At 62.5% G+C, this 22,080-nt stretch carries 25 protein-coding genes; 6 read left to right on the top strand and 19 right to left on the bottom strand.

Annotation, left to right across the window (positions count from 1 at the left end):
• Positions 1 to 30: 30 nt before the first annotated feature.
• The 3 genes from C7T36_RS29400 to sigE all read right to left on the bottom strand — a co-directional run bounded on the left by C7T36_RS29400 (position 31) and on the right by sigE (position 2,590).
• On the bottom strand, positions 31 to 1,530 hold the full coding sequence (locus C7T36_RS29400) for a S1C family serine protease (protein WP_106939845.1): 1,500 nt from the start codon (positions 1,528 to 1,530) through the stop codon (positions 31 to 33).
• A gap of 90 nt (positions 1,531 to 1,620) precedes the next feature.
• Positions 1,621 to 1,956, bottom strand: a complete 336-nt coding sequence (locus C7T36_RS29395) for a hypothetical protein (RefSeq protein WP_033234600.1) — start codon at positions 1,954 to 1,956, stop codon at positions 1,621 to 1,623.
• 34 nt (positions 1,957 to 1,990) lie between these two features.
• Positions 1,991 to 2,590 (bottom strand): RNA polymerase sigma factor SigE, encoded by a 600-nt coding sequence (sigE, locus tag C7T36_RS29390; RefSeq protein WP_033234434.1) that lies wholly within the window; start codon positions 2,588 to 2,590, stop codon positions 1,991 to 1,993.
• A gap of 300 nt (positions 2,591 to 2,890) precedes the next feature.
• Here sigE and C7T36_RS29385 point away from each other — a divergent pair, with 300 nt between their 5' ends.
• The gene (locus C7T36_RS29385; RefSeq protein ID WP_045069498.1) at positions 2,891 to 3,526 is read left to right on the top strand and encodes an O-methyltransferase; all 636 of its coding nucleotides are present in this window, start codon (positions 2,891 to 2,893) and stop codon (positions 3,524 to 3,526) included.
• Between the two features lie 7 nt (positions 3,527 to 3,533).
• Here the strand turns inward: C7T36_RS29385 and glgC are convergent, their stop codons facing one another.
• On the bottom strand, positions 3,534 to 4,748 hold the full coding sequence (gene glgC, locus C7T36_RS29380) for a glucose-1-phosphate adenylyltransferase (RefSeq protein ID WP_033234436.1): 1,215 nt from the start codon (positions 4,746 to 4,748) through the stop codon (positions 3,534 to 3,536).
• A gap of 109 nt (positions 4,749 to 4,857) precedes the next feature.
• Here glgC and glgA point away from each other — a divergent pair, with 109 nt between their 5' ends.
• Complete coding sequence (glgA, locus tag C7T36_RS29375; RefSeq protein WP_033234437.1) at positions 4,858 to 6,033, top strand: glycogen synthase; 1,176 nt, start codon at positions 4,858 to 4,860, stop codon at positions 6,031 to 6,033.
• On the opposite strand, the gene C7T36_RS29370 is transcribed toward glgA, so the two are convergent.
• From C7T36_RS29370 to dapE, 10 genes are all read right to left on the bottom strand, one after another.
• Entirely contained in the window at positions 6,017 to 6,886 is an 870-nt protein-coding gene (locus C7T36_RS29370) for a putative RNA methyltransferase (protein ID WP_045069494.1), read from the bottom strand. The genes glgA and C7T36_RS29370 overlap by 17 nt on opposite strands.
• Before the next feature lie 110 nt (positions 6,887 to 6,996).
• Positions 6,997 to 7,164, bottom strand: a complete 168-nt coding sequence (locus C7T36_RS29365; protein ID WP_003945169.1) for a DUF3117 domain-containing protein — start codon at positions 7,162 to 7,164, stop codon at positions 6,997 to 6,999.
• Positions 7,165 to 7,313: 149 nt separating this feature from the next.
• Positions 7,314 to 7,886, bottom strand: coding sequence for a DNA-3-methyladenine glycosylase I (locus C7T36_RS29360; RefSeq protein ID WP_033234439.1), 573 nt, complete (start codon positions 7,884 to 7,886; stop codon positions 7,314 to 7,316).
• The gene (locus tag C7T36_RS29355; RefSeq protein ID WP_045069493.1) at positions 7,879 to 8,247 is read right to left on the bottom strand and encodes a DivIVA domain-containing protein; all 369 of its coding nucleotides are present in this window, start codon (positions 8,245 to 8,247) and stop codon (positions 7,879 to 7,881) included. The genes C7T36_RS29360 and C7T36_RS29355 overlap by 8 nt, the downstream gene beginning before the upstream one ends.
• A gap of 32 nt (positions 8,248 to 8,279) precedes the next feature.
• Positions 8,280 to 9,221: a glucosyl-3-phosphoglycerate synthase gene (locus C7T36_RS29350; protein ID WP_033234441.1), complete on the bottom strand. Its 942-nt coding sequence runs from the start codon at positions 9,219 to 9,221 to the stop codon at positions 8,280 to 8,282.
• Positions 9,218 to 10,117: a dihydropteroate synthase gene (folP, locus tag C7T36_RS29345; protein WP_045069492.1), complete on the bottom strand. Its 900-nt coding sequence runs from the start codon at positions 10,115 to 10,117 to the stop codon at positions 9,218 to 9,220. Before folP ends, C7T36_RS29350 begins: the two co-directional genes overlap by 4 nt.
• A gap of 30 nt (positions 10,118 to 10,147) precedes the next feature.
• Positions 10,148 to 11,920 (bottom strand): long-chain-acyl-CoA synthetase, encoded by a 1,773-nt coding sequence (locus C7T36_RS29340; RefSeq protein ID WP_045069491.1) that lies wholly within the window; start codon positions 11,918 to 11,920, stop codon positions 10,148 to 10,150.
• Between the two features lie 85 nt (positions 11,921 to 12,005).
• Complete coding sequence (locus C7T36_RS29335) at positions 12,006 to 12,563, bottom strand: TIGR00730 family Rossman fold protein (RefSeq protein ID WP_045069490.1); 558 nt, start codon at positions 12,561 to 12,563, stop codon at positions 12,006 to 12,008.
• Positions 12,557 to 13,360 carry a TIGR00730 family Rossman fold protein gene (locus C7T36_RS29330; RefSeq protein ID WP_045069488.1) on the bottom strand — a complete coding sequence of 268 codons (804 nt, stop codon included), beginning with the start codon at positions 13,358 to 13,360 and terminating at the stop codon, positions 12,557 to 12,559. Before C7T36_RS29330 ends, C7T36_RS29335 begins: the two co-directional genes overlap by 7 nt.
• Before the next feature lie 17 nt (positions 13,361 to 13,377).
• Entirely contained in the window at positions 13,378 to 14,448 is a 1,071-nt protein-coding gene (gene dapE / locus C7T36_RS29325; RefSeq protein ID WP_230590146.1) for a succinyl-diaminopimelate desuccinylase, read from the bottom strand.
• Positions 14,449 to 14,497: 49 nt separating this feature from the next.
• Between dapE and dapD the strand changes: the two genes are divergently transcribed.
• Together dapD and C7T36_RS29315 are read left to right on the top strand one after the other, a co-directional pair.
• On the top strand, positions 14,498 to 15,451 hold the full coding sequence (gene dapD, locus C7T36_RS29320) for a 2,3,4,5-tetrahydropyridine-2,6-dicarboxylate N-succinyltransferase (protein ID WP_033234446.1): 954 nt from the start codon (positions 14,498 to 14,500) through the stop codon (positions 15,449 to 15,451).
• Positions 15,451 to 16,842, top strand: coding sequence for an amino acid permease (locus C7T36_RS29315; RefSeq protein ID WP_045069486.1), 1,392 nt, complete (start codon positions 15,451 to 15,453; stop codon positions 16,840 to 16,842). The genes dapD and C7T36_RS29315 overlap by 1 nt, the downstream gene beginning before the upstream one ends.
• A gap of 12 nt (positions 16,843 to 16,854) precedes the next feature.
• Here C7T36_RS29315 and C7T36_RS29310 read toward each other — a convergent pair whose 3' ends face one another.
• From C7T36_RS29310 to C7T36_RS30695, 3 genes are read right to left on the bottom strand one after another with little or no spacing between them, the layout of a single operon-like run.
• A complete protein-coding gene (locus C7T36_RS29310; RefSeq protein ID WP_045069483.1) occupies positions 16,855 to 17,280 on the bottom strand; it encodes a protein-tyrosine phosphatase family protein in 426 nt (141 codons plus the stop codon).
• Positions 17,281 to 17,340: 60 nt separating this feature from the next.
• Positions 17,341 to 17,751: a hypothetical protein gene (locus tag C7T36_RS30700; protein WP_052683601.1), complete on the bottom strand. Its 411-nt coding sequence runs from the start codon at positions 17,749 to 17,751 to the stop codon at positions 17,341 to 17,343.
• Positions 17,739 to 17,927 carry a hypothetical protein gene (locus C7T36_RS30695; RefSeq protein WP_052683600.1) on the bottom strand — a complete coding sequence of 63 codons (189 nt, stop codon included), beginning with the start codon at positions 17,925 to 17,927 and terminating at the stop codon, positions 17,739 to 17,741. The genes C7T36_RS30700 and C7T36_RS30695 overlap by 13 nt, the downstream gene beginning before the upstream one ends.
• Before the next feature lie 196 nt (positions 17,928 to 18,123).
• Here C7T36_RS30695 and C7T36_RS29300 point away from each other — a divergent pair, with 196 nt between their 5' ends.
• Positions 18,124 to 19,335: an HNH endonuclease signature motif containing protein gene (locus C7T36_RS29300; protein ID WP_181317516.1), complete on the top strand. Its 1,212-nt coding sequence runs from the start codon at positions 18,124 to 18,126 to the stop codon at positions 19,333 to 19,335.
• On the opposite strand, the gene C7T36_RS29295 is transcribed toward C7T36_RS29300, so the two are convergent.
• On the bottom strand, positions 19,332 to 19,586 hold the full coding sequence (locus C7T36_RS29295) for a helix-turn-helix domain-containing protein (RefSeq protein WP_045069480.1): 255 nt from the start codon (positions 19,584 to 19,586) through the stop codon (positions 19,332 to 19,334). The genes C7T36_RS29300 and C7T36_RS29295 overlap by 4 nt on opposite strands.
• A 54-nt stretch (positions 19,587 to 19,640) precedes the next feature.
• On the opposite strand from C7T36_RS29295, the gene map reads away from it, so the two are divergent.
• A complete protein-coding gene (gene map, locus C7T36_RS29290) occupies positions 19,641 to 20,402 on the top strand; it encodes a type I methionyl aminopeptidase (RefSeq protein ID WP_033234450.1) in 762 nt (253 codons plus the stop codon).
• Here the strand turns inward: map and C7T36_RS29285 are convergent.
• On the bottom strand, positions 20,399 to 21,994 hold the full coding sequence (locus C7T36_RS29285; RefSeq protein WP_045069479.1) for a substrate-binding domain-containing protein: 1,596 nt from the start codon (positions 21,992 to 21,994) through the stop codon (positions 20,399 to 20,401). The two genes, map and C7T36_RS29285, sit on opposite strands and share 4 nt — an antisense overlap.
• Positions 21,995 to 22,080 lie beyond the last annotated feature (86 nt).

The following is a 22,080-nucleotide window of genomic DNA, read 5'->3' as shown; positions in this document are numbered from 1 at the left end:
ATCAACCTCACAGCAACCTCGTAGGTTCTCTCAGTCCGAAACCGGCGTGACCGATATGTCTACCTGGCGTCCCTCGCGGATCAACGCGACGTTGACCGGCTGACCGATCGACGCGGCGTTGACGGCCACAACAAATTCGTCGGCGCCTGTCACTTGCCTGTCCCCGACCTTGACGATGACGTCGCCCTCGACGATTCCGGCCTGTTGCGCCGGGCTTCCGTCACGGACATTGGCGACCGCAGCACCACTGGTGGCGTCGTTGACGACGGTGCGAACATTGACGCCGATATCCGGGTGGCGCACCGAACCGTCACGGATGATGGCCTGCGCCACCTCGGTGACCGTGTCGATCGGGATCGCAAAACCGAGCCCGACGGAACCACCCGATTCGCTGAGCATCGCGGTGTTGATGCCGATCACGCGGGCTTCCGCATCCACCAGAGCACCACCGGAATTGCCGTGGTTGATGGCCGCGTCTGTCTGGACGGCGTCGATCACCGCGTTGGTATCGGTGCCCTCTCCGGACAACCGCAACGGACGGTTCAGGGCGCTGACGATTCCGCGTGTCACAGTCTTGCTCAAACCCAACGGGGAACCGACGGCCACGACGTCGTCACCTACCTGGACGTCTTCGGAGCGTCCGAGTTGTGCAACCGTCAGATTGCTCGCCGACACCTTCAGCACCGCGAGGTCCGTCTTCACGTCGCGGCCGACGATCTGAGCGTCGGTCTTGGTGCCGTCGGAAAAGATGACCTGGATCCGAGCGTTCTGGGCCGGCGGAGCGGCCGAGGAGATCACGTGGTTGTTGGTGACGATGTATCCCTTGTCGTCGATCACGACGCCCGAACCGGTGCTTCCCTGATCGCCGACGGCAACTTGGATGGAGACAACGGACGGCAGCACCGCGTCGGCGACCTTCGCGACGTCGGATTGCGGCTGTTCACCACCGCCGGATTGCACCAACGTGACGTGCGAACTGGTGAGGGAACTTCGGTCGGCAGTGATCACCGTCGCGAGCAGTCCGCCCACCAGGGCAATCACAAGTGCCATTCCGGCGAGTGCAGCCAGCGCGGATGGCGCGACCTTACGCCCGAACAGTACGTCTCGGACATCCAGTTTCGGTGCGGGAGGCAAACTTTCGGGTTGGGTTTCCTGCGCGGGTGAACCAAGAGCCACCGACGACGCCGGATCACGCCACGGGTCGTTCGGGACTTCGTCTTCGGGTTCGGATTCCGTGTCGGCTTCGGGATCACGACCGATGGATTCCGTGGCGCCCTCGGGGCGACCGAACGCCTCTGCGAGAACCGGATCGGGCGAACCGACTACAACACCGGGCGTCTGCACGCTCCGGGCAGCTACCTGGGAGAAGGAACCGTCGACGCCGCTCGGCCTACCGAATGCCTGCTGCGACGCCGGATCGATCTGCGGCCGATACACCGGGCGGGGTTCCAGAACAGGCGCGTCTGCCGGTCGATCCACCGAACCGTTTGCCGAAGTAACCGAACCGTTCGCCGAAGTATCGGTATCCACGCCGGAATGCCCCCTCTGTCCGTCAGTCACGCGTTCCAGTATCACTGATCGGCGGATGCACGGCGTCGCTGACTGGGCCGAAAGGACAGGTCATTTACGCCAGCGGCGTGAAAGGCGTTTGCCGATCGCGCCGAAACCGGCATCCGATCCCGGTGAGGTATCGGCAGTATTGGTGGTGCAGGTCGGAATTGCGCTGAGCAGTCCGACAAGCGACAGTGGCATCGTCATCTCGCCGCTCCGCCGGAGCGCACCACGTGCCTGTTGCTGTGCATCGACCGCGGCCGTGCATTCAGCACACAGGGAGATGTGGTGTGAGGCCCGAAGATAGGCCTGCATGCGAAGTTCTCCGTCGACGTAGGCGGCAATTGCCTCACTTGCCAGGTGTTCGGTCGAACCGAACTGGCGGGGTGCCCGCGCCTCCGTCATTCGTCCCTCCAGATGATTGACCAACGTTCCCCCGTCAGACGCCGACACGTTCGGAATCACCGGCGCGTTGTGCTGCTGCCAGATGATCGCGAATCGCTTGTCGTCCACGGTGGATACGGCTCCGAACCGTTCCGAGCTTGACTCCCAGTGTGGCACCGATTTCCTCGTACGACAGACCTTCGATGTCACACAGCACAACAGCGGCCCGGAAATCCGGTGCCAAGGAGTCCAGCGCGGCCTGAAGATCGGCGTCGAGACGGGCGTCGTGGTAAATCTGCTCGGGGTCCGGACCGGCTGACGGTACGCGGTCGTAGTCCTCCGGGAGCGCTTCCATGCGGATGCGGTTGCGTCGGCGAACCATGTCGAGGAACAGGTTGGTCGTGATGCGGTGCAGCCAGCCTTCGAACGTGCCCGGCTGGTAGTCGGAGAGGGAACGGAACACACGAATGAACGTGTCCTGGGTCAGATCTTCTGCGTCCTGCGCGTCGCCTGACAGGCGGTACGCAAGGCGGTACACGCGGTCACCGTGTTGGCGGACGAGTTCGTCCCACGACGGCATGGCCGACTTCTCACCCGTTGCGTCGAAAACAGCAGTACCGATCAATTCGGAATCCACAGCCGATTCCGTCGTCATTACTTCCGACTCTCGAGGGCGAGGCTCGTCGTTGATCTGGAAAATAAGTGGATCCTCCTGGTCTTTTCGCACCGCGCGGTCAGCTCACGTGATGATTCGAACAACCGAACACCGAGGCGTTTTGTTCCCGGATCACCTTTGATCAGCTCATCCATCGCCGCCGGATGTTCCGTGCACTTCCGGCGATGTAGATACCCTCCCGCACCGCGGTGTGCATGCCATATGAAGAGGCTGAGGGATTCCTGAGAATCTGTCAGGGTGCGCGCCTTGCAGCGTCAATGCGACCGGCCCGATAACCTCATGAGCGTGACCCACGCCGAACAGATACTCCGCCACGTCGAGGACGTTGTTTCCGAGGACGAGATTTTTACCGCGGCGCGGGACCGAGCGTTGGACCTCGGCACCGCACCCGTGACGCCCGCAGTCGGCGCGACACTGGCGATGTTCGCCCGCATGCTCGGCGCGAGGACGGCGGTCGAGGTCGGTACAGGAGCCGGTGTGAGCAGCCTGTGGTTGCTGCACGGTATGCGCGACGACGGTGTCCTGACCACTATCGACAGCGAACCCGAGCATCAGCGCGCAGCCAAATTGACGTTCCGCGAAAGTGGAATCGCTCCCGCTCGCACCCGGTTGATCAACGGCAATGCACTCGACGTGTTGCCGCGCCTCGCCGACGGTGGATACGACTTGGTCTTCGTCGATTGCACCCCGGTCGATCAGCCGCACTACGTGCGTGAAGGTATCCGGTTGCTGCGTCCGGGCGGTGTGATCGTGCTGCACGACGCTCTTGCGGGTGGTCGCGTCGCCGACCCGTCGGCCCGTGATGCCACGACGGTGGCCGTCCGCGAAGCCGCCAAGGCCATCGCGGACGACAAGCGTCTGGTTCGGGTGTTGCTTCCGCTCGGTGAAGGACTGCTCTGCGCCAGCAAGATCTAGCCTCTAGCTAGATCCAGACACCCTTACCGATTGCGACGACTCCACCGGAGCTGATCGCAAATCGTTCGCGGTCTCGTTCGAGGTCGACGCCGATGATTTCGCCGTCACCGACAACAACGTTCTTGTCGAGGATGGCTCGGCGCACGACTGCTCCCTTGCCGATGCGCACTCCTGGCATCAGGACGCTTCCTTCGACGGTGGCGCCGTCCTCGATCATCACGTTCGAGCTGAGAACCGAGTTGCGCACCGTGGCGGCGGACAGGATCGATCCGGCGCCGACTATCGACTCCTGAGCGAGGCCGCCCTTCACGAACTTGGCCGGTGCCAGGTTCTCGGTGGCGCCGCGGATGGGCCAGCGGCGGTTGTACAGGTTGAAGATGGGGTGGACGGAGACGAGGTCCATGTGTGCGTCGTAGAAGGCGTCGAGGGTACCGACGTCGCGCCAGTAGCCGCGGTCGCGGTCGGTTGCTCCTGGAACGACGTTGTCCTTGAAGTCGTATACCGAGGCTTCGCCGGCTGCGACGAGGGCGGGGATGATGTCGCCGCCCATGTCGTGATCGGAATCGGAGTTCTCGGAGTCTGCGCGGATGGCGTCGACCAATACCTTCGTGGTGAACACGTAGTTACCCATGGAGGCAAAGGTGGAATTGGGGTCGTCGGGGGTGCCGGGCGGATGAGCCGGCTTCTCGAGGAACTGCGTGATGCGCCCCGACTCGTCGCTGTCGATGCAACCGAAGGCAAACGCCTCACTGCGCGGCACCCGGATACCGGCGACGGTCACTCCCGCACCGGAGTCGATGTGGTGCTGCACCATCTGCTCGGGGTCCATGCGGTACACGTGGTCGGCGCCGAACACCACGATGTACTCGGGGTCTTCGTCGTAAACGAGGTTGAGCGACTGCAGGATTGCGTCGGCGCTGCCGGTGTACCAGCGCGGCCCGAGTCGCTGCTGCGCCGGGACCGGGGTGATGTACTCACCCGCAAACCCGGACAACCGCCACGTCTGCGATATATGTCGGTCGAGTGAATGCGACTTGTATTGCGTGAGCACACAGAGACGCAGATAGCCCGCGTTCACCAGGTTGCTCAACACGAAGTCGATCAGTCGATAGGCGCCGCCGAACGGCACCGCTGGTTTAGCTCTATCCGCCGTCAGCGGATAGAGACGTTTGCCCTCGCCCCCGGCGAGCACGATTCCAAGCACATGCGGCTGGCTTCTCACACGCTTAACCTATCCGCACTCCGGTGGTCCCGCTAGCGAAGCGGGCCGCGACACTCTCGAAGTGCGCCGGCCGGTAGCCGGATCGACCACGGGCGGTTAGGTTTAGCCGGTGCGAGTCGCGATGATGACCAAGGAATACCCACCGGAGATCTACGGCGGTGCAGGCGTGCACGTCACCGAGCTGGTCGCTCAGTTGAAACGGCTCGTCGACGTCGACGTTCACTGCATGGGAGCGCCGCGCGACGACGCGATCGTCCACTCCCCCGATCCCGCGTTGGACGGCGCCAACCCCGCGTTGACAACGCTGTCCACCGAGCTTCGGATGGCTGCGGCCGCAAGCGGTGTCGATATTGTCCATTCCCATACCTGGTACACCGGACTGGCCGGACATCTGGCGTCGGCGCTATACGACGTCCCCCACATTCTGACCGCGCATTCGCTCGAACCCCGGCGTCCGTGGAAGGCCGAGCAGTTGGGCGGCGGCTACCGCGTCTCGTCGTGGTCCGAGCGCACGGCCGTGGAGCATGCCGACGCTGTCATCGCGGTCAGTGCCGGAATGCGCGCCGACGTCCTCGACGCGTACCCCTCGCTCGATCCCAGCCGTATCCATGTGGTTCGCAACGGGATCGACACGAGTGTGTGGCATCCCGGTCCGGCCGGAACCGGCGAAGCGTCTGCGTTGACGGCGATCGGCGTCGATGTCAGCCAACCGATCGTGGCGTTCGTCGGCCGCATCACACGTCAGAAGGGCGTCGGCCACCTGATCGCGGCGGCACACGATTTCGACCCGTCCATCCAGCTTGTCCTGTGTGCTGGCGCTCCCGATACACCGGAAATAGCGGCCGAGACGGAGCAGGCAGTAGCGGCCCTCGCCGCGCACCGCGGCAACGTATTCTGGGTTCGCGAGATGCTGCCCACCGAACAGATCCGCGAAATACTTTCGGCCGCAACAGTCTTCGTTTGCCCGTCGGTGTACGAGCCGTTGGGGATCGTCAACCTCGAAGCCATGGCCTGCGAAACCGCTGTTGTCGCTTCGGATGTGGGCGGAATCCCCGAGGTGGTCGACGACGGCGTGACCGGGCGACTCGTCCACTACAACGCGTACGAGCCTGCTGCCTTCGAGGAATCCTTGGCCGCGACGGTCAACGAGGTTGTTGCCGACAAAACGGGTGCCGACGCGATGGGGCGGGCCGGCCGGGTCCGCGCGATCGAGCATTTCTCGTGGGCCGAGATCGCCAGACAAACCATCGACGTCTACGACGACGCGATCAGACGCCGCGGTTGACCTTGCGGTAACTGGAGATCGTCGCAGACGCGGTGATCGGTGTGAGTTCGGGCAGTTCCGCTACCGAGGCTTCGAGTTGCTGCGCCGTAAGATGCCGCGCGGAAGGCCCCATGCCCACCAGATCGAGAACCTCGTCGTGCGTGAGGTGCATGGTGAACTCGACGCCCTCGGAGTGTTCACGCTCGAACAGTCCGGCCATGGACGATCCGAGCCGTTCCACTTTCTTGTCGTCGACGCGAACCATGCCGAGCAACTCGATCAGCTCACGCAGATGCCTGTCCGTGGGCGTGAGAACCACGAGAACGCCCTCGTCGGCCAGAACGCGGTGGGACTGCTCACCGTTGCGCGGAGCGAACACACAGAGCACGTGAGAGAGCACGCCGTCACGAATCGGCAGGGGCTGCCACACGTCCGCGACGATCGACCCGATTCTGTCGTGGACCTTGGCTGCTCGCCGGGCCGCGAATTTCGAGACGTCGAGGGCGATTCCCCGAGAATCCGGGAGTCCGCTGACCACATGCTCGAGATATTGTCCTGTGCCGGAACCGATTTCAACAATCCGCGCCGGGTCGACGCCCCCTGAGCGAGCACACGCCGCCGTAACCGCTTCCATCAACGGATCAAAATGCCCACTACCGAGCAGCCTGGATCTGGCCGCAATCATCTCGGCGCTATCACCGGTGAATTTGGTGGACCCACCACTGATCAGGGAAACGTAGCCCTGCCTGGCGATGTCGAATCGGTGGCCTCGGGCACATTCGAGGGCGCGGTCGATCAGATCGAGTTCAAGACTGCACTGCTGGTCCACATAGCACTGCGGGCACGCCAGCAGATCGATCACTTCGGCAAGCACACAACTGCCCTTCCGGCTCGACTCGTACACGCGCCCAGACCAACACACACTTCAGGCCCCGCACCGAAGATCGGTTGCGGAGCCTGGGTGCATTTCCTACCTGGACCCGACTAGCTGGTGACGTTTGTAAGTTCCACACCCAGCGCAGCAGCTTCATCCGGGGTCAGCTCGACGACAAGGCGTCCGCCACCCTCGAGTGGAACCCGCATGACGATTCCTCGTCCCTCTTTGGTTGCTTCGAGGGGACCGTCCCCGGTCCGGGGCTTCATGGCCGCCATCCTCTGCTCCCTCCAGATCTGCGCTGCACTTCACTGCGCGTCGACAAAACGGTGCGCCCCGCCAACGATCAGCGAGGCTCGTAGCCTCCATTGTTCCCTATCCGCCCCCGAACCGGGAATCTGAGTCACATTTACGCGTGTCCGCACTACTACGGCACTACCGGTGGAACCCAACATTCGGCAATGTGATCGTCAACCATTCCGGTGGCCTGCATGAGCGCATATGCCGTGGTAGGGCCGATAAACTTGAAGCCAAGCCGTTTGAGTTCCTTGGCCATGGCGGTTGATTCTTCGGTGATAGCGGGAACGTCTGCAATTGAAGCGAGTCGTGCGGTGCGGCGGGGCGGTGCAAACGACCAGAGCAACGCATCGAGATCCAATTCCGGTGAATTCACGAGAACTCGCGCATTGGAAATTGTTGCCTCGATTTTGGCCCGATTGCGAATTATCGAGGAATCCGCGAGCAAGCGGTCAACGTCCGCTTGGCCGTATTCGGCGACTTTCCCGGGAACAAATCCGTCGAAGGCCGATCGGAAAGCATCACGCTTTCTCAGAATCGTGATCCACGACAAACCTGATTGAAATGCTTCGAGTGCGAGTCGCTCGAACAAAGCGTCACGACCGTGGAGGGGTTGCCCCCATTCCTGGTCGTGGTAATCGCGGTACAGCGTGTCTCCAGGTGATTCGATCACCCAGTCGCAGCGAACAATTCCGTCAGACATCGTCCGGGCGCTCACTCACGGCCGCCGCCTCCGAGCCACTCACGGCCGCCGCCTCCTGGTCCTCCACTTCTGGGGCAGCATCCGATCTTGCTTCCAATTGCGCACGGAGAGAGTCGATTTCCATCCCGAGCCGGTGCAGGGCCCAATCCACTTCACTGGCCTTGTACCCGCGCAGAACCTGCTGAAATCGTAATGCGTCGACGTCGGCGCTTGTCACGCCTTCCGCGGGAAGCACCGCCGCTGTGGTGCCGGGAGGAAGCGGCGGCAGTTCTTCCGAGCGCCCGAATACTGCACTCGCGGCAAGGAAAATCATCCCGCCGACAAGCGCCATGACAATCAGGTACAGGAGGATCGTCAACATGACCCGATACTCCCATACACGTTCCGCTGCGGTCAGACCCCCGCGCTGCGGATAATCGAATTCATCGGCGGACGGTCGAGCAACGACACCTCGGTGGTAGCCGGTGCAAACGAATCACCGTCGACCAGGAACTGCGTCAATCCGGCGCCGGAATCCTCGATGCCACAGCGCCGCAGCATCGTCCCGATGATCTGCCGACTCATCACGCCCAGATCGGCAAGCGGCCGATTACGGTGTTTCCGGACACCGAGATTGACCTGACCGATCGCGCTGAGCCCCAGGGTGTCGTAGGTATCGAGCAACAGCCCGATCTCGACTCCGTAGCCGGGTGCGAACGGCACGGCGGAGAGCAGCTCCCGGGTTCCGGCGTACTCACCGCCCAGTGGTTGCAGAACGGCCGTGAGTTCTGGTCGCAGGGCAGCCAGCATCGGCCGCGCCACCAACTCGGTGACCCGCCCACCACCGTTGGCGTCTTCTGTCCCGCTGACGCGCAACGGACGCCGGTAGTACCCCTTCACCAGGTGAATACCGTCGACGGTGAGCAATGGACCCAACAGCTTCGGAACAAACGCCGGGTCCGGATTGATGAGATCGGAATCCACGAACGCGATCAGATCACCCGTGGTGGCCGCGATGGAGCGCCACAGGACTTCGCCCTTGCCGGCTGCGGGAGGGAGCGACGGCACCGCAGACTCGCGGCTGATCACCCGTGCGCCTGCGGCCCGTGCCCGCTTCGCGGTGCGGTCGGTAGACCCGGAATCTAGGACGACAAGTTCGTCCACCAACCCGCCGAGCAACGGATGAATGGTGTCGACCACCGATGCGACGGTCTCCTCCTCGTTGAGCGCCGGAAGCACCACGGAGACGGTGCGGCCTGCTTTGGCTCGCTCGAGTTCCTCGACCGTCCAACTGGGGTGATCCCAACTGTTGGCTTCGGACCACGTGCGCGTGGACCCAGTGCCGGTAATGCTCATGCCAGCCCCCGAACTGTTCGAACAGGGGCGCGTCGGCCCTGAATTGCCGCCACCATGTCGACCACCCGGCGCGTAGATGCCACCTCGTGCACCCGGAACACTCGGGCACCGCCCGCCGCGGCCATTGCTGTCGCTGCCAATGTTCCCTCCAGCCTCTCGGAAAGCTCTACCCCCAGAGTCTCCCCGATAAAGTCCTTATTGCTCAGCGCCATCAGCACTGGCCACCCGGTGTTTACAAGAATGTCCACTTTTCGCAACAACTCGAGCCCGTGAAAGGTGTTCTTGCCGAAGTCGTGGGTCGGATCGATCAGAATCGCATCGCGTGGCACGCCTAATGCAAGGGCCCGTTCGGCGGCGGTGACAACCTCGCTCACCACATCGGCAACCACATCGGTGTATCGGACGCGGTGCGGACGCGTCCGCGGCACCGCACCGCCGGTGTGTGAACACACGATGCCCGCCCCCGTTTCGGCGGCGACCATCACCAATTCCGGATCGGCGCCGGCCCAGGTGTCGTTGATCAGATCGGCACCTTCCTTACGCGCGAGACGGGCGACGTCGCTGCGCCACGTGTCGATGCTGATCAACAAATCCGGGAACTTGTCCCGGATCGCCGCGACAAAGGGAATGACGCGCCTGATCTCCTCGTTCGTGTCGACCAGATCGCCGGGGCCGGCCTTCACTCCCCCGATATCGACCAGGTCGGCGCCTTCGTCGACCGCCCGATCCACCGCAGCCATCGCGGCAGAATCCGAGAACGTCGCACCTTTGTCGTAGAACGAGTCGGGTGTTCGGTTGACGATCGCCATGACCAATGCACGGTCGACCGCGACCGGTCGACCGCACAGAGTGGGCGCCGGATCTGACTGCGCGGATGAACCGGCCAATGAAGACATGCCTTTCATACTGGCATGACGGAACGCGGTCTAGCCCTTGGGTACCGAGCCTGCGGCCACCTCGTCGACGTAACCGTCGTACGAATCGCTGTAGCCGCTCTCACGGCCGGCGAGGACGTGCAGGGTGTCTGCGCCGACGTCGTATCCGTCGTTGCGCAACTCCACCTTGCGCGATTTGAACGTGCTGGTGTGTTCGAGGGAGTCGACGATGCGAACGAACAGCGGCACGGCGTAGCTGGGGAGCTTTCCGTACAAATGGGTGGCGATGTCACCGCCGTCGAAGGAATGACCGTCGCGCAGGGTCACTGCTGCCATACCGGCCCGCCCGTCGGTACCCGGGATCTCGACGCCGTAGACAACGGCCTCTTCGATCACCGGATGTGAACTGAGCGCACCCTCGACCTCGGTGGTTGCGACGTTCTCGCCCTTCCACCGGAATGTGTCACCGAGTCGATCGACAAAGGCCACATGGCTCCACCCCTGCTTGCGCACGAGGTCGCCGGTGTCGAACCAGGTGTCACCGTCCTTGAAACCACCCCGCACCAATTTGCTGTTGGTCGCGGCTTCATCGGTGTACCCGTCGAACGGAGCTCGGTCGGTGATTTTGGAAAGCAGTAGTCCAACGGACCCCGTCGGGACTTTGCGCAACCGCCCGTCCGGACCACGCAACGCCTTACCGGTTTCCTCGTCGAATTCGACGACGGCATGCGGCAACGGGCAGATTCCGGCCGTCCGATCGACGTTGAGCGCGTTCACAAAGGCGATGTTGCATTCGCTTGCACCGTAGAACTCGGCAACTCGCGCGATACCGAAACGCTCCGTGAATTCCTTCCAGATTTCCGGCCGCAGCCCGTTTCCGACCATCAGTTGAACGGAATTGTCACGGTCGGTGGGCTTCTCGGGCTGATTGAGCAGGTACCGGCACAATTCTCCGATGTAGGTGAAGGCCGTGGCTTTGTTGAGCGCGATATCGTCCCAGAATCGTGACGCCGAGAACTGCCGGCCGATGGCAAGCGTCGCACCCGAAGCCAGCACCGAAGACAACGACACCGTCAGAGCATTGTTGTGATAGAGCGGCAAGCAGCAGTACAGCGTGTCGGACGGACGTAACCGAACACCCATGAGCCCGAGACCGGACATGGACTTGAGCCAGCGGAAGTGAGTCATCAAGCTGGCCTTGGGCATTCCGGTAGTACCCGAGGTGAAGATGTAGAACGCTTTTTCCTTCGCAAGAATCTGGGCCGTCACTGCCGGATTGGTTGCGTCGGCGGCTTTTGCCAGGTCGTCGAGCTCGCTGACCAGAAGTTGCGGCGGTCCGGTAAACCCTTCCGGCAATGATTCGAGCGCTTCTTCGCTCGCATCGGCGACAACAAGCACGCGTGCGCCGAGCAGCGTAAGACTGTGTGCAAGAACATCATCACGCTGGTTGTAATTCAGCATTCCCGCTGCCGCACCGAGTTTGACGGCAGCCAAGGCGATCAGCAGCGATTCCGGAGTGTTCTTGCCGAGGATCGCCACGACGTCGCCGCGTTGGACGCCGCGCGTGCGCAACACGTCGGCATATCGGTTTACCTGCGCGTTGGCGTCGTCGTAACTTGTTGCATGGCCTTCGAACCGGATGAACGGACGAGTCGGATGCGCTGCGGCGTTCTGCTGGAGAATGAGTCCGATAGACATCGCGGCCGAAGGCTTGCGCAGCAGGCCGGACGCCCCCTTCAGGAGTATCGGCACCTCGGTGATCATCGACGGGAGTTTCGCCGCCAGATCCAGCATGCCAACTTTGTCGCGTGCTTCCGAACTCATGTCTCCCCAATCACGTATCCGGCGACTCGACGGCCACCCCCGGGGCCACCTTACTCCACGGTAAGGTGGCCCGTCACGCACTTGGTCAGGAGCTCACACAAGCGTCGAGCGCAGCCTCGACATCAGTCCTGACCAGCAACGTATCCAAAGCTTTCCGGCCCACAAACCCCGTGCCGTCCAATTTGTCCAACCATTCGAGCAGTCCGGTGTAGTGCCCCACCGGATCAAGCAGGACCACAGGCTTGCTGTGCATCCCGAGGTAGCCGGCGGTCCACGTTTCGAACAACTCCTCCAACGTCCCGATACCGCCGGGCAAGGTGATGAACGCGTCCGCGTTGTCTTCCATCAACTGCTTGCGCTGACGCATCGTGTCGGTGACGATCAACTCGTCCGCGTCGACGTCCGCAACTTCCTTGTGCACCAACGCCTTCGGAATGACGCCGATAGTCCACGCGCCCGCAGCCCGAGCCGACTCCGCGACAGCACCCATCATCGAGACGTTGCCACCGCCCGAAACCAACTGCCACCCGCGTCGACCGATCGCGGTGCCCACCTCTGCGGCCAAAGCCAGGAACGACTCGTCCACCGGCCCCGACGCACAGTAGACGCAGATCGAGTACTTCTTGTCGGAATCGGTCACCATTCTTCTTCTTTCCCCAGATCGGCGGCCTCGTCGACGCCTAGATTGGCTTCGGCGACTATCCGGACTGCTTCTTCCACACTGTCGGTGACGTGCAGCAGGTTCACATCACCTTCGGAGATCTTTCCGTCATGCTCGAGTGTGTTCCGGATCCACTCGACCAATCCGGACCAGTACTCCGTGCCGAACAGGACAATCGGGAAGCGCGTGACCTTGTGGGTCTGCACCAAAGTAAGAGCTTCGAACAATTCGTCCAGCGTTCCGAAGCCGCCAGGCAAGCAGATGAAAGCCTGCGAGTACTTCACGAACATCGTCTTGCGGGCAAAGAAGTACCGGAAGTTGATGCCGAGGTCGACCCACTCGTTGAGGCCCTGCTCGAACGGCAACTCGATGCCGAGTCCGATCGAGTAGCCACCGGCCTCGCTGCAACCGCGGTTGGCGGCTTCCATGACTCCCGGCCCACCACCAGTGATGACGGCGTACCCGGCTTCGGCCAACGCTGTTCCCAGCTCACGGCCTGCCTGGTACTCGGGATGATCGACGCCGGTACGTGCCGAACCGAACACGGTAACCGCACGAGGGACCTCGGCCAGCGCCCCGAAACCTTCGATGAATTCGCTCTGGATGCGCAGCACACGCCACGGATCGGTATGGACCCAGTCGGTGGGGCCGCGCTTGTCGAGCAGACGCTGGTCCGTGGTGGTTTTCTCATCCTTGCGTTTGCGTCGGAGTTGAACAGGACCGCGGTGCTTGATCGACGAACTGTGCTTCTTGGAGGCTGAATTCTTCTCTGGTGCCATGCACGCAAGGCTAACGCTCAGGCCGACAAATACTTCCTCAGCACGGCCGCGACGTCGGTGATCTGCTGCACCGGGACGTGCTCGTCACGCTTGTGCGCCAGGTTCGGATCGCCGGGGCCGTAATTCACCGCGGGAATGCCGAGAGCCGAGAATCTGGACACATCGGTCCAGCCGTACTTGGCCCGGAACTGTCCGCCCGCAGCCTCGATCAACGCGGCCGCCGACGGGTTCGCCAGGCCAGGCAGAGCGCCGGGCGACGAGTCCGTGATCTCGAATCCGAGATCCAAGCCGTCGAAGACTTCCCGCACGTGAGCCTCGGCCTGCGCCTCACTGCGATCGGGTGCGAACCGAAAGTTGACGTCCATCTCGGCTGCGTCCGGCACCACGTTCCCCGCGACGCCGCCGGAGATCCGCACGGCTGAGAGCCCCTCGCGGTAGACACAACCGTCGATATCCACCGAACGCGGCGAATAGGCCGACATCCGCTCCAACGCAGTACCGAACTTGTGAATCGCGTTGTCCCCCAACCAGGACCGGGCCGAATGCGCCCTGGTACCTGACGCGGTCAAGCGCACGCGCATCGTTCCCTGACACCCGGCCTCAATGAACCCGGCCGTCGGCTCGCCCAGAATCGCGACATCCGCCGCAAGCCATTGCGGGATCTCGCGTTCGATCCGTCCTAGGCCGTTGTAGGCGGCGGCGATTTCCTCGCAGTCGTAGAACACCAGCGTCAGGTCGTGGGCCAAATTCTCGATCGTCGCCGCGAGATGCAGGAACACGGCGTCGCCGGATTTCATGTCCACGGTGCCGCACCCGTGCAAAATGTCACCCTCACGACGAGACGGAACATTGTCCGCAATCGGAACTGTGTCGAGATGACCGGCAAGCATCACCCGACTCGGCAATCCGCGCGACGTCCGAGCCAGAACCGCGTTGCCGTTGCGAATGATCTCGAAGCCGCTGGTCTGCTCGCGCAACGCAACCTCGACGGCGTCCGCGATAGCGGATTCGTCGTGGGAAACGCTGGGAATGTCGACCAGAGCGGCCGTCAGATCGATGGGGTCGGAGGCAAGATCGAGGATGCTCACGGCCACCAGCCTAAGCCCGCAGCCAGCGCACCCAGTAATCTCTAGTCCTGTGAGCGCACACGGAGCATCAGCAGTAGGTATCGCCAACGTGACCGCGGACGGTACCGTCCTCGACACCTGGTTCCCCGCACCGGAGCTGGGAACATTCGAGACGACCGGTACCGAGAACGTCGAGGGAACAGACATTCCTTCCGATCTCGCACTGCTGGCGGGAACCGACGAGGCACGCGAGGTTTCGCAGGTCATCGTCCGCACCACCATCGCTGACCTCTCCAAGGCTCCCGTCGACGCGTACGACGTCTACCTGCGCCTTCACCTGCTTTCCCACCGCCTCGTCGCTCCGCACGGCGTCAACCTCGACGGCCAGTTCGGCCTCCTCGCCAACGTTGTGTGGACCAACTTCGGGCCCTGCGCTGTCGAAGGCTTCGAGCAGGTCCGCTCGCGTCTGCGCATCCGCGGCGTTGTCACCGTCTTCAGCGTCGACAAGTTCCCCCGCATGGTCGACTACGTCGTCCCCTCGGGCGTCCGTATCGCCGACGCCGATCGTGTCCGCCTGGGCGCACACCTCGCCTCCGGCACCACTGTCATGCATGAAGGCTTCGTGAACTTCAACGCCGGCACACTCGGCAACTCCATGGTCGAAGGCCGCATCTCCGCAGGCGTCGTCGTCGACGACGGTTCCGATGTGGGTGGCGGCGCGTCCATCATGGGCACCCTGTCCGGTGGCGGCAAGGAAACGATCTCCGTCGGCAAGCGTTGCCTCCTCGGCGCCAACGCCGGACTCGGCATCTCCCTCGGCGACGACTGCGTCCTCGAAGCCGGTCTGTACGTCACCGCAGGCACCAAGGTCACCGGCCCCGACGGAACCGTCGTCAAGGCATTGGCTCTGAGCGGCAAGTCCAACCTGCTGTTCCGTCGCAACTCCGTTTCTGGTGCCGTCGAGGTCGTGCCGTGGAAGGGCACCGGCGTCGAATTGAATGCCGCACTTCACGCCAACGACTGATGAGTAATACCGACGCCCCCGAAGAAACGACCACCGCTCTCGGCCAGGGTCTCAAGGTCCGCCATCTGACGATGATGGGCCTGGGCTCCGCCATCGGAGCCGGCCTGTTCCTCGGAACGGGCGTCGGTATCGCGACGGCCGGTCCCGCGGTCCTACTGTCCTACATCATCGCGGGCGCCGTAGTCGTCTTCGTGATGCGAATGCTCGGCGAGATGGGTGCTGCGATTCCCGCCAGTGGTTCGTTCTCGCATTACGCGCGCCTCGGGATCGGCGAGTGGGCCGGTTTTGTGATGGGCTGGCTCTACTGGTTCATGCTCATCATGGTTCTGGGCGCCGAGATCACCGGGGCGTCCGCCATCGTTAACGAATGGCTGCCGTCGATACCGCAATGGATGATCGCGCTCGTCTTCGTGGTGTTCTTTGCCATCGTGAACCTGGCCAAGGTCAGTAACTTCGGCGAGTTCGAATTCTGGTTCGCGGCAATCAAAGTCACCGTCATCATCGGCTTCCTGATCATCGGCGTATTGCTGGTGTTCGGCCTGCTTCCCGATACTGACCCGGTGGGAACCTCGAACCTCTTCGGCCAGGGCGGGTTCATGCCCAACGGGTTCTCGGGTGTCGCTGCCGGCCTTCTTGTTGTTGCCTTCGCCTTCGGCGGTATCGAAATCGTCACCATCGCCGCGGCGGAATCGGAGAATCCGGAACGCTCCATCGCGCTCGCCGTCCGCAGCGTCGTCTGGCGTATCAGCGTCTTCTACATCGGCGCTATCTCGATCATGGTGTTGGTTCTGCCGTGGAACGATCCCGATCTCGAGACAAGTCCCTTCGTCTCCGTCCTCAATCTGGCCAACATCCCCGGTGTTGCCGGGTTCATGGAACTTGTTGTGGTTGTTGCCTTGCTGTCGGCCTTCAACGCCAACATCTACGGCACCTCACGCATGGCCTTCTCTCTGTCACGACGCGGCGACGGCCCCGCATTCATGGCCAAACTCTCGAACACGGGAGTTCCGACCAATGCGGTATTGCTGTCCGTGTTCTTCGGCTTCGTCTCCGTCATGCTCAACTGGCTTCTGCCAGACGACCTCCTCGGCATCCTGCTCAATGCAGTCGGCGCCGCATTGCTCGTCATCTGGATTTTCATCGTGATCTCCCACCTTCGACTGCGGAAGCAACTCGAAGCCGAAGGCAAACTGACCATCCGCATGTGGCTGTTCCCATACCTGAGTTACGCCACACTGGCGATGCTCGGAGCGTTTGTTGTCCTCATGCTGTTCGACGAAGACGCCCGGGATCAGTTGATCTCGACGGCAGTCCTTTTTGCGGTGATCGCCGCGCTCGGATACGCAAACTCGCGGTGGCGCAGGACCAAGGCGCTCGCAGAAAACAGTTAGCGGACTCCCGAGTTACGCGAATCTGGAAACGAACCGCCGCTGCCACGGAGTTTCCACTGCTCGTCGCGAATAGTGTTCGCGCACGTAGGCAACCGCTCCCTCGGCGGCAACACCGTCGAGCACCGTCAGACAAGCCAACGCTGTTCCCGTACGACCGAACCCACCGCCACACGCAATCTCCACCCGTTCGGTTTCGGATCGCAGCAAGAGCTCCTCCAGGGCACGCCGAAACTCCGGGCGATCGCTTGGCAGCCAGAAGTCGGGCCAGCGTATCCATCGGCTTTCCCATTCAAACGAAGACGGTTGACGCGCTTGTGCATACAACCCGAAATCGGGCAGTGGCCCGTCAGGTAGTAGATTGCGCAATCCCCTACCCCGAACCAGCCGCCCCGACGGCAGCGGCATCACTCCATCGGCAGCCACATCCCACGAATTCATTCGAGCTCCTTGTTGCAGTGATCGCCACGCTCGGATACGCAAACTCGCGGTCGCGCAGGCCTACCGGAATGATTCCAACAGGTCGTCCGATGCCTGTCGCTCCGTTGTAGACGATGTACCGACAAATTCGGTGGAGGAGAATCGACAGAAAACGCCGCCCGCCAACAGCGACGTCGGCATCGTGGTACCTGTTGTCGGAGGTTGGTACGTCGGCCGGCAATTCGACAGTTCGTAGATCTGATCGTCGGACAACAGTATTCGATGTTCGGTACTGCCGACCGACGTCAATTCTTTGACAGCGGCCAGGCCACCGGGTTTCGGTGATCCACACGAGTCGGAGGGATACCCCGGCCGTACTGCGCGGCCTCGGTCGTCGACCAACCAGAATTCCTCCAGCACGGCCAAGCTGTAGTTGTCGCCGCAGCCGGGAAACCCGGTCCTGTGCGAGGACGAGCGGTTCAGCAGTTCCACCGCCCGACCGAAATCGCCCTTGGTGTCGCCTGGAGTGGGCCGATGGGATACGGGGTCGCGCACTCCAGAGTCTCGGCGTCGACAATTACGGCAACAGAACGGTCAGGGGTGGTCAGCTGCCAGATGCCGGCGACAGCGAGTACCACGATCATGATTGCGAACCATCGGCGGAGCATGAGGACACCGTATCGGTCCCAATCTGCGGCGCACGTCAATGTCCTTGAGCCAAAGACCTTCTTTCTGGTCAAAGCTATTGCGCAGGTGGATGTTCGACGGTAAGATCGAATACACGTTCGACATTACCGGGGGGCAATGATGACGACCGCAGTTTCCGACCACACAATTAAACAGTTTCGTTCAGTACTCATCGACATGGATCGTTCCGTCGACAATGCAGCACGAGTTGACTTGCTGCGTGCACTCGAGGAACTGAAAGCCAGTTGTGCAGGCGCACAAGCATTGCTAGCTGCTGATCTAGATGCTTCCACTCGCAAAGACCGTGGTGAGCGCGGCGTTCCAGTTGCACATCAGGGTCGCGGAATCAACGCCCAAGTTGCTCTCGCTCGTCGCGAATCAGTCTGGTCAGGCACTCAACACCTGAGCCTTGCCCGCGCATTGAACGACGAGATGCCCTACACACTCAGGCTCCTGATCTACGGTGCCATCAACGAGCAGCGGGCCACCATTCTCATGCGCGAAACCGCCTGCCTCACAGTCCAAGATCGCGCCGCACTCGATCGCGAGTTCTGCTGCGACGCAGATAACCTGGCTGGCTGCGGAGACCAACAACTGACCGCCAGAATCCGCGCACGCACCGCCGAGGTAGATGCCGAAAGCATGGTTCGGCGCGCCCGCAAAGCCGTAGGTGACCGGCGGGTGACATCACGGCCGGCGCCCGACACTATGTGCTATCTCAGTGTTCTGCTCCCGGTCTCGGAAGGGGTTGCCGTCCACGCCACACTAATGCGGGATGCGGATTGCATCCTCGCTGTCGGGGATGATCGCACTCGCGCTCAGATCATGGCGGATCTCCTCGTCGAGCGAGTCACCGGAATCGGGCGCGCAACGCCCACACCCGTCACAGTGAATCTTGTGATTTCCGACCAAACACTCTTCGGCGATGCCACAGACCCCGCACACGTCAACGGCTACGGGCCTATCCCCGCCGGCATTGCCCGAGAGTGGATTGCGCAGTCCCGCAAAGACATCCGAAGGCTCTATGCCTGCCCCTCCACGGGAGAGCTGACAGCTATGGAGTCCAAGTCCCGAATCTTCCCGAAGGGACTGGCGCAGTTGATCGACCTCCGCGATCGAAGCTGCCGCACACCGTGGTGCGACGCACCCGTTCGTCATCGCGACCACATTCGCGACCACCAGAGAGGCGGCGCCACCAGCGCAGTCAACGGTGCAGGACTGTGCGCGGCATGCAATTACGCCAAACAGGGATTGGACTGGTACGCCGAAACCGACGATCACGCACCCGGCACCAGGCACTCCTTCACGACCACAACGCCTACCGGCCACCGGTATTCGTCGGTCGCTCCACCACTTCCGATACCGTGGGCCAGCCCCGAAGCCGCCTAAACAGTCACGCGGGCGAGGCAGATCCGGGCAAGCTCATCGAGTGGCACCGAGAGCACATCGGCGAGTGCGGCAATCGTGACAAACGCCGGCGTCGGCATGCGCCCGGTCTCGATCTTGCGCAGTGTTTCCGGCGAAATCGCGGCGGCCTCCGCCACATCGACAAGCGTGCGACCACCGCGGGCCTGACGCAGATAGGCGCCCAACTGCTGACCGACAGCAAGCTGGGCCGGAGTTAACGGAAGTCGCACCATGCGACCAGAGTACCGTATGGTGGTATTTTAATACCGGCCCGAAAGGAAATTCCTGTGGTGGAACTGAAAACAACCAACGAGATCGAAGCAATGCGCGTCACCGGCGCGTTCATCGCCGAACTACTCGCCGATCTCGCTGCTCGCGCCAAGCCCGGAGTCAATCTCCTCGACCTCGAGCACCGCGCCCGCCACCTGATCGAAGAACGCGGCGCCGTGTCCTGCTACTGGGACTACTCACCGTCATTCGGACGTGGACCCTTCCGCAACGTCATCTGCCTTTCCGTCAACGACGCAGTGCTGCACGGACTTCCACACGACTACGTGCTACAGGACGGCGATCTGCTGACCATGGACATCGCGGTCTCCATCGACGGGTGGGTTGCAGACTCGGCGCGCAGTCTCATCGTCGGCGTTCCCCGCGCCGAGGACCAACGCCTCATCGAAGCCACCGAACGTGCCCTCACCGCAGCTATTGCAGTCGCCCGGCCAGGCAATCGCCTCGGCGACATCTCCGCTGCGATCGGCGCTGTCGCAGCCGATTACGGCTACCCCGTCAATACCGAATTCGGTGGCCACGGTCTCGGCCGCACCATGCACGAAGATCCGCACATCCCCAACATCGGACGCGCAGGTCGCGGCATGAAACTTCGACGCGGACTGACCCTCGCGATCGAACCCTGGTTCGCTCTCACAACCGACAAGATCATCTTCGACGACGACGGATGGACTATCCGCTCGGCCGACGGATCACGCACAGCGCACAGCGAACACACCATTGCCGTCACCGACGGTGATGCGCTCGTCCTGACGCGCTAAGCGCCGCGGTGAGCCAATGCGTTGACAAATACGCCGGAAATTTCCGACGGATCACGGGCGATGTAGGTGGACCCTCCGGTCACCCGTGAAATGTCTGCCAGCGCAGCCGCATCGGCGTCGTCGGTGATTCCGATGGTCACGATGATCACCGGCCGCGCTGGGTCCTGCTCCCGTTCGAGCACGTCGAGCAACTGCTCGCGCGTGATGCTGTCGGGATCCTCGTTAGCACCGTCGGTCAGGATGATCACACTGTTGACCGCGCGCGGGTCGTACGATTCCTGAACCTTCCGAAACGCCGCGAGTGTGGTGTCGTAGAGGCCCGTTGCGCCGCGCTTGAGTTTCGTCAAGGTCTTGGTCTGCTCCGCCATGAGGCTTCGCTGCGTTAATCCACCAACCATGGTGTCGTAGCGGCGAATCGGAACCAGTTCCTGGTAGTCCTGGGTTCCGTTCATGCCCTGGGAAAAGGCCCAGAGTCCGGCTGCGACACTGTCCGGGAACACCTGGTTGCCGGTGAGCGCGGCAGCTGTCGTGAGGTCCATGCGGGTCTTCCCACCGGCGGCCGGGAAGTCCATCGACGACGACACGTCGATCGCGACGAGAGTACGGATCGGTTTAGCCAACAATGCCCAGGATCCGAGCGTCTTGTCGAGTGCGGCTTGGTCCGGCACCGGCAAGGCCTGGACAGCTCCGACGCCCCCATCTACCTGTCCCTGGCCGGACGGGTCGCGAAAACCGTTGCGAGCCAGTATTTCCTGTGACTCCGGGCTCTCGAAAAGCGTCGCGAGGACTTTTGCTTTCTGCGCCGCGGCGTAATGACGATCGGGCGCCGAGGCACTTACCACCAACGGATAGTCCATCAGCACAGTTCCGGTGGACGGTACCGTCGCGCTGATGGCGGTGTTTGCGAACTGGGTGACCTGCTGTTCGGTCGACACCCCCACCTTGCCGGTAGTGACAAGTTCGGTCAGCATCTTCGCGCCGACGGGTTGGTCCTCGGCGCGCACACTTTCGGCCTGGGCGTGCGGCACCAAAGCTGTGCGAACAGCATCCGCGCCGCTCCCGCTCTCGGCCAGTGCAGCCTGGATCGGGGCGGACGCGATTCCGGTGGACAGCGGATTGCCGAGGGCAAGATCGGGCACTTGGAGCACCGACAGCCAGTCGGCAAACTCCTCACCTCCGGATGCCAGCACCACTGGAGACGTCGCGATGGAACCGCCGGCGGCGGCAACCGGACCGGCCGCGGTGAGGGCTGCTTTGCTGATCCACGACGTGGAGTCCGGAATCCACAGATCCGGTGCATCGGCGCCCTTACCCAATCGTCCGACCACGTCGCCTGGCAGTGCTGCTTCGACAACGACGTGCATGCAGTCCGTCTGCTCCGGGGTGGTTCCGGCCAACACCTCGGATATCGACGGCGCTATGGACGGGTCTGCTGCCAGGGTGAAGTCTTCGACGCTGTCGCAGGTATCGGGTTGCACGGACTTGAAGACGACAATTCCGGTGGCAACGAGCGCCAGCGCAACCATCCCGCCGACTGCGTAAAAACCGAATGATCGCCCGCTGTCAGCGCTCGAATGCCGTCCGCCCGCCATGAAACCTGTCCCTCCGATGCCAGTTGCGCACGCAACTGGAGCAAGTCTTACCGGCGGGTAGTGTAGCGAAAAACACAGAAAAACCA

This window comes from Rhodococcus sp. AD45-ID (assembly GCF_003023755.1).
Classification (GTDB): domain Bacteria; phylum Actinomycetota; class Actinomycetes; order Mycobacteriales; family Mycobacteriaceae; genus Rhodococcus_F; species Rhodococcus_F globerula.
The sequence above is the reverse complement of the archived record's forward strand: the minus strand, read 5'-3'. Positions and strand labels throughout refer to the sequence as shown.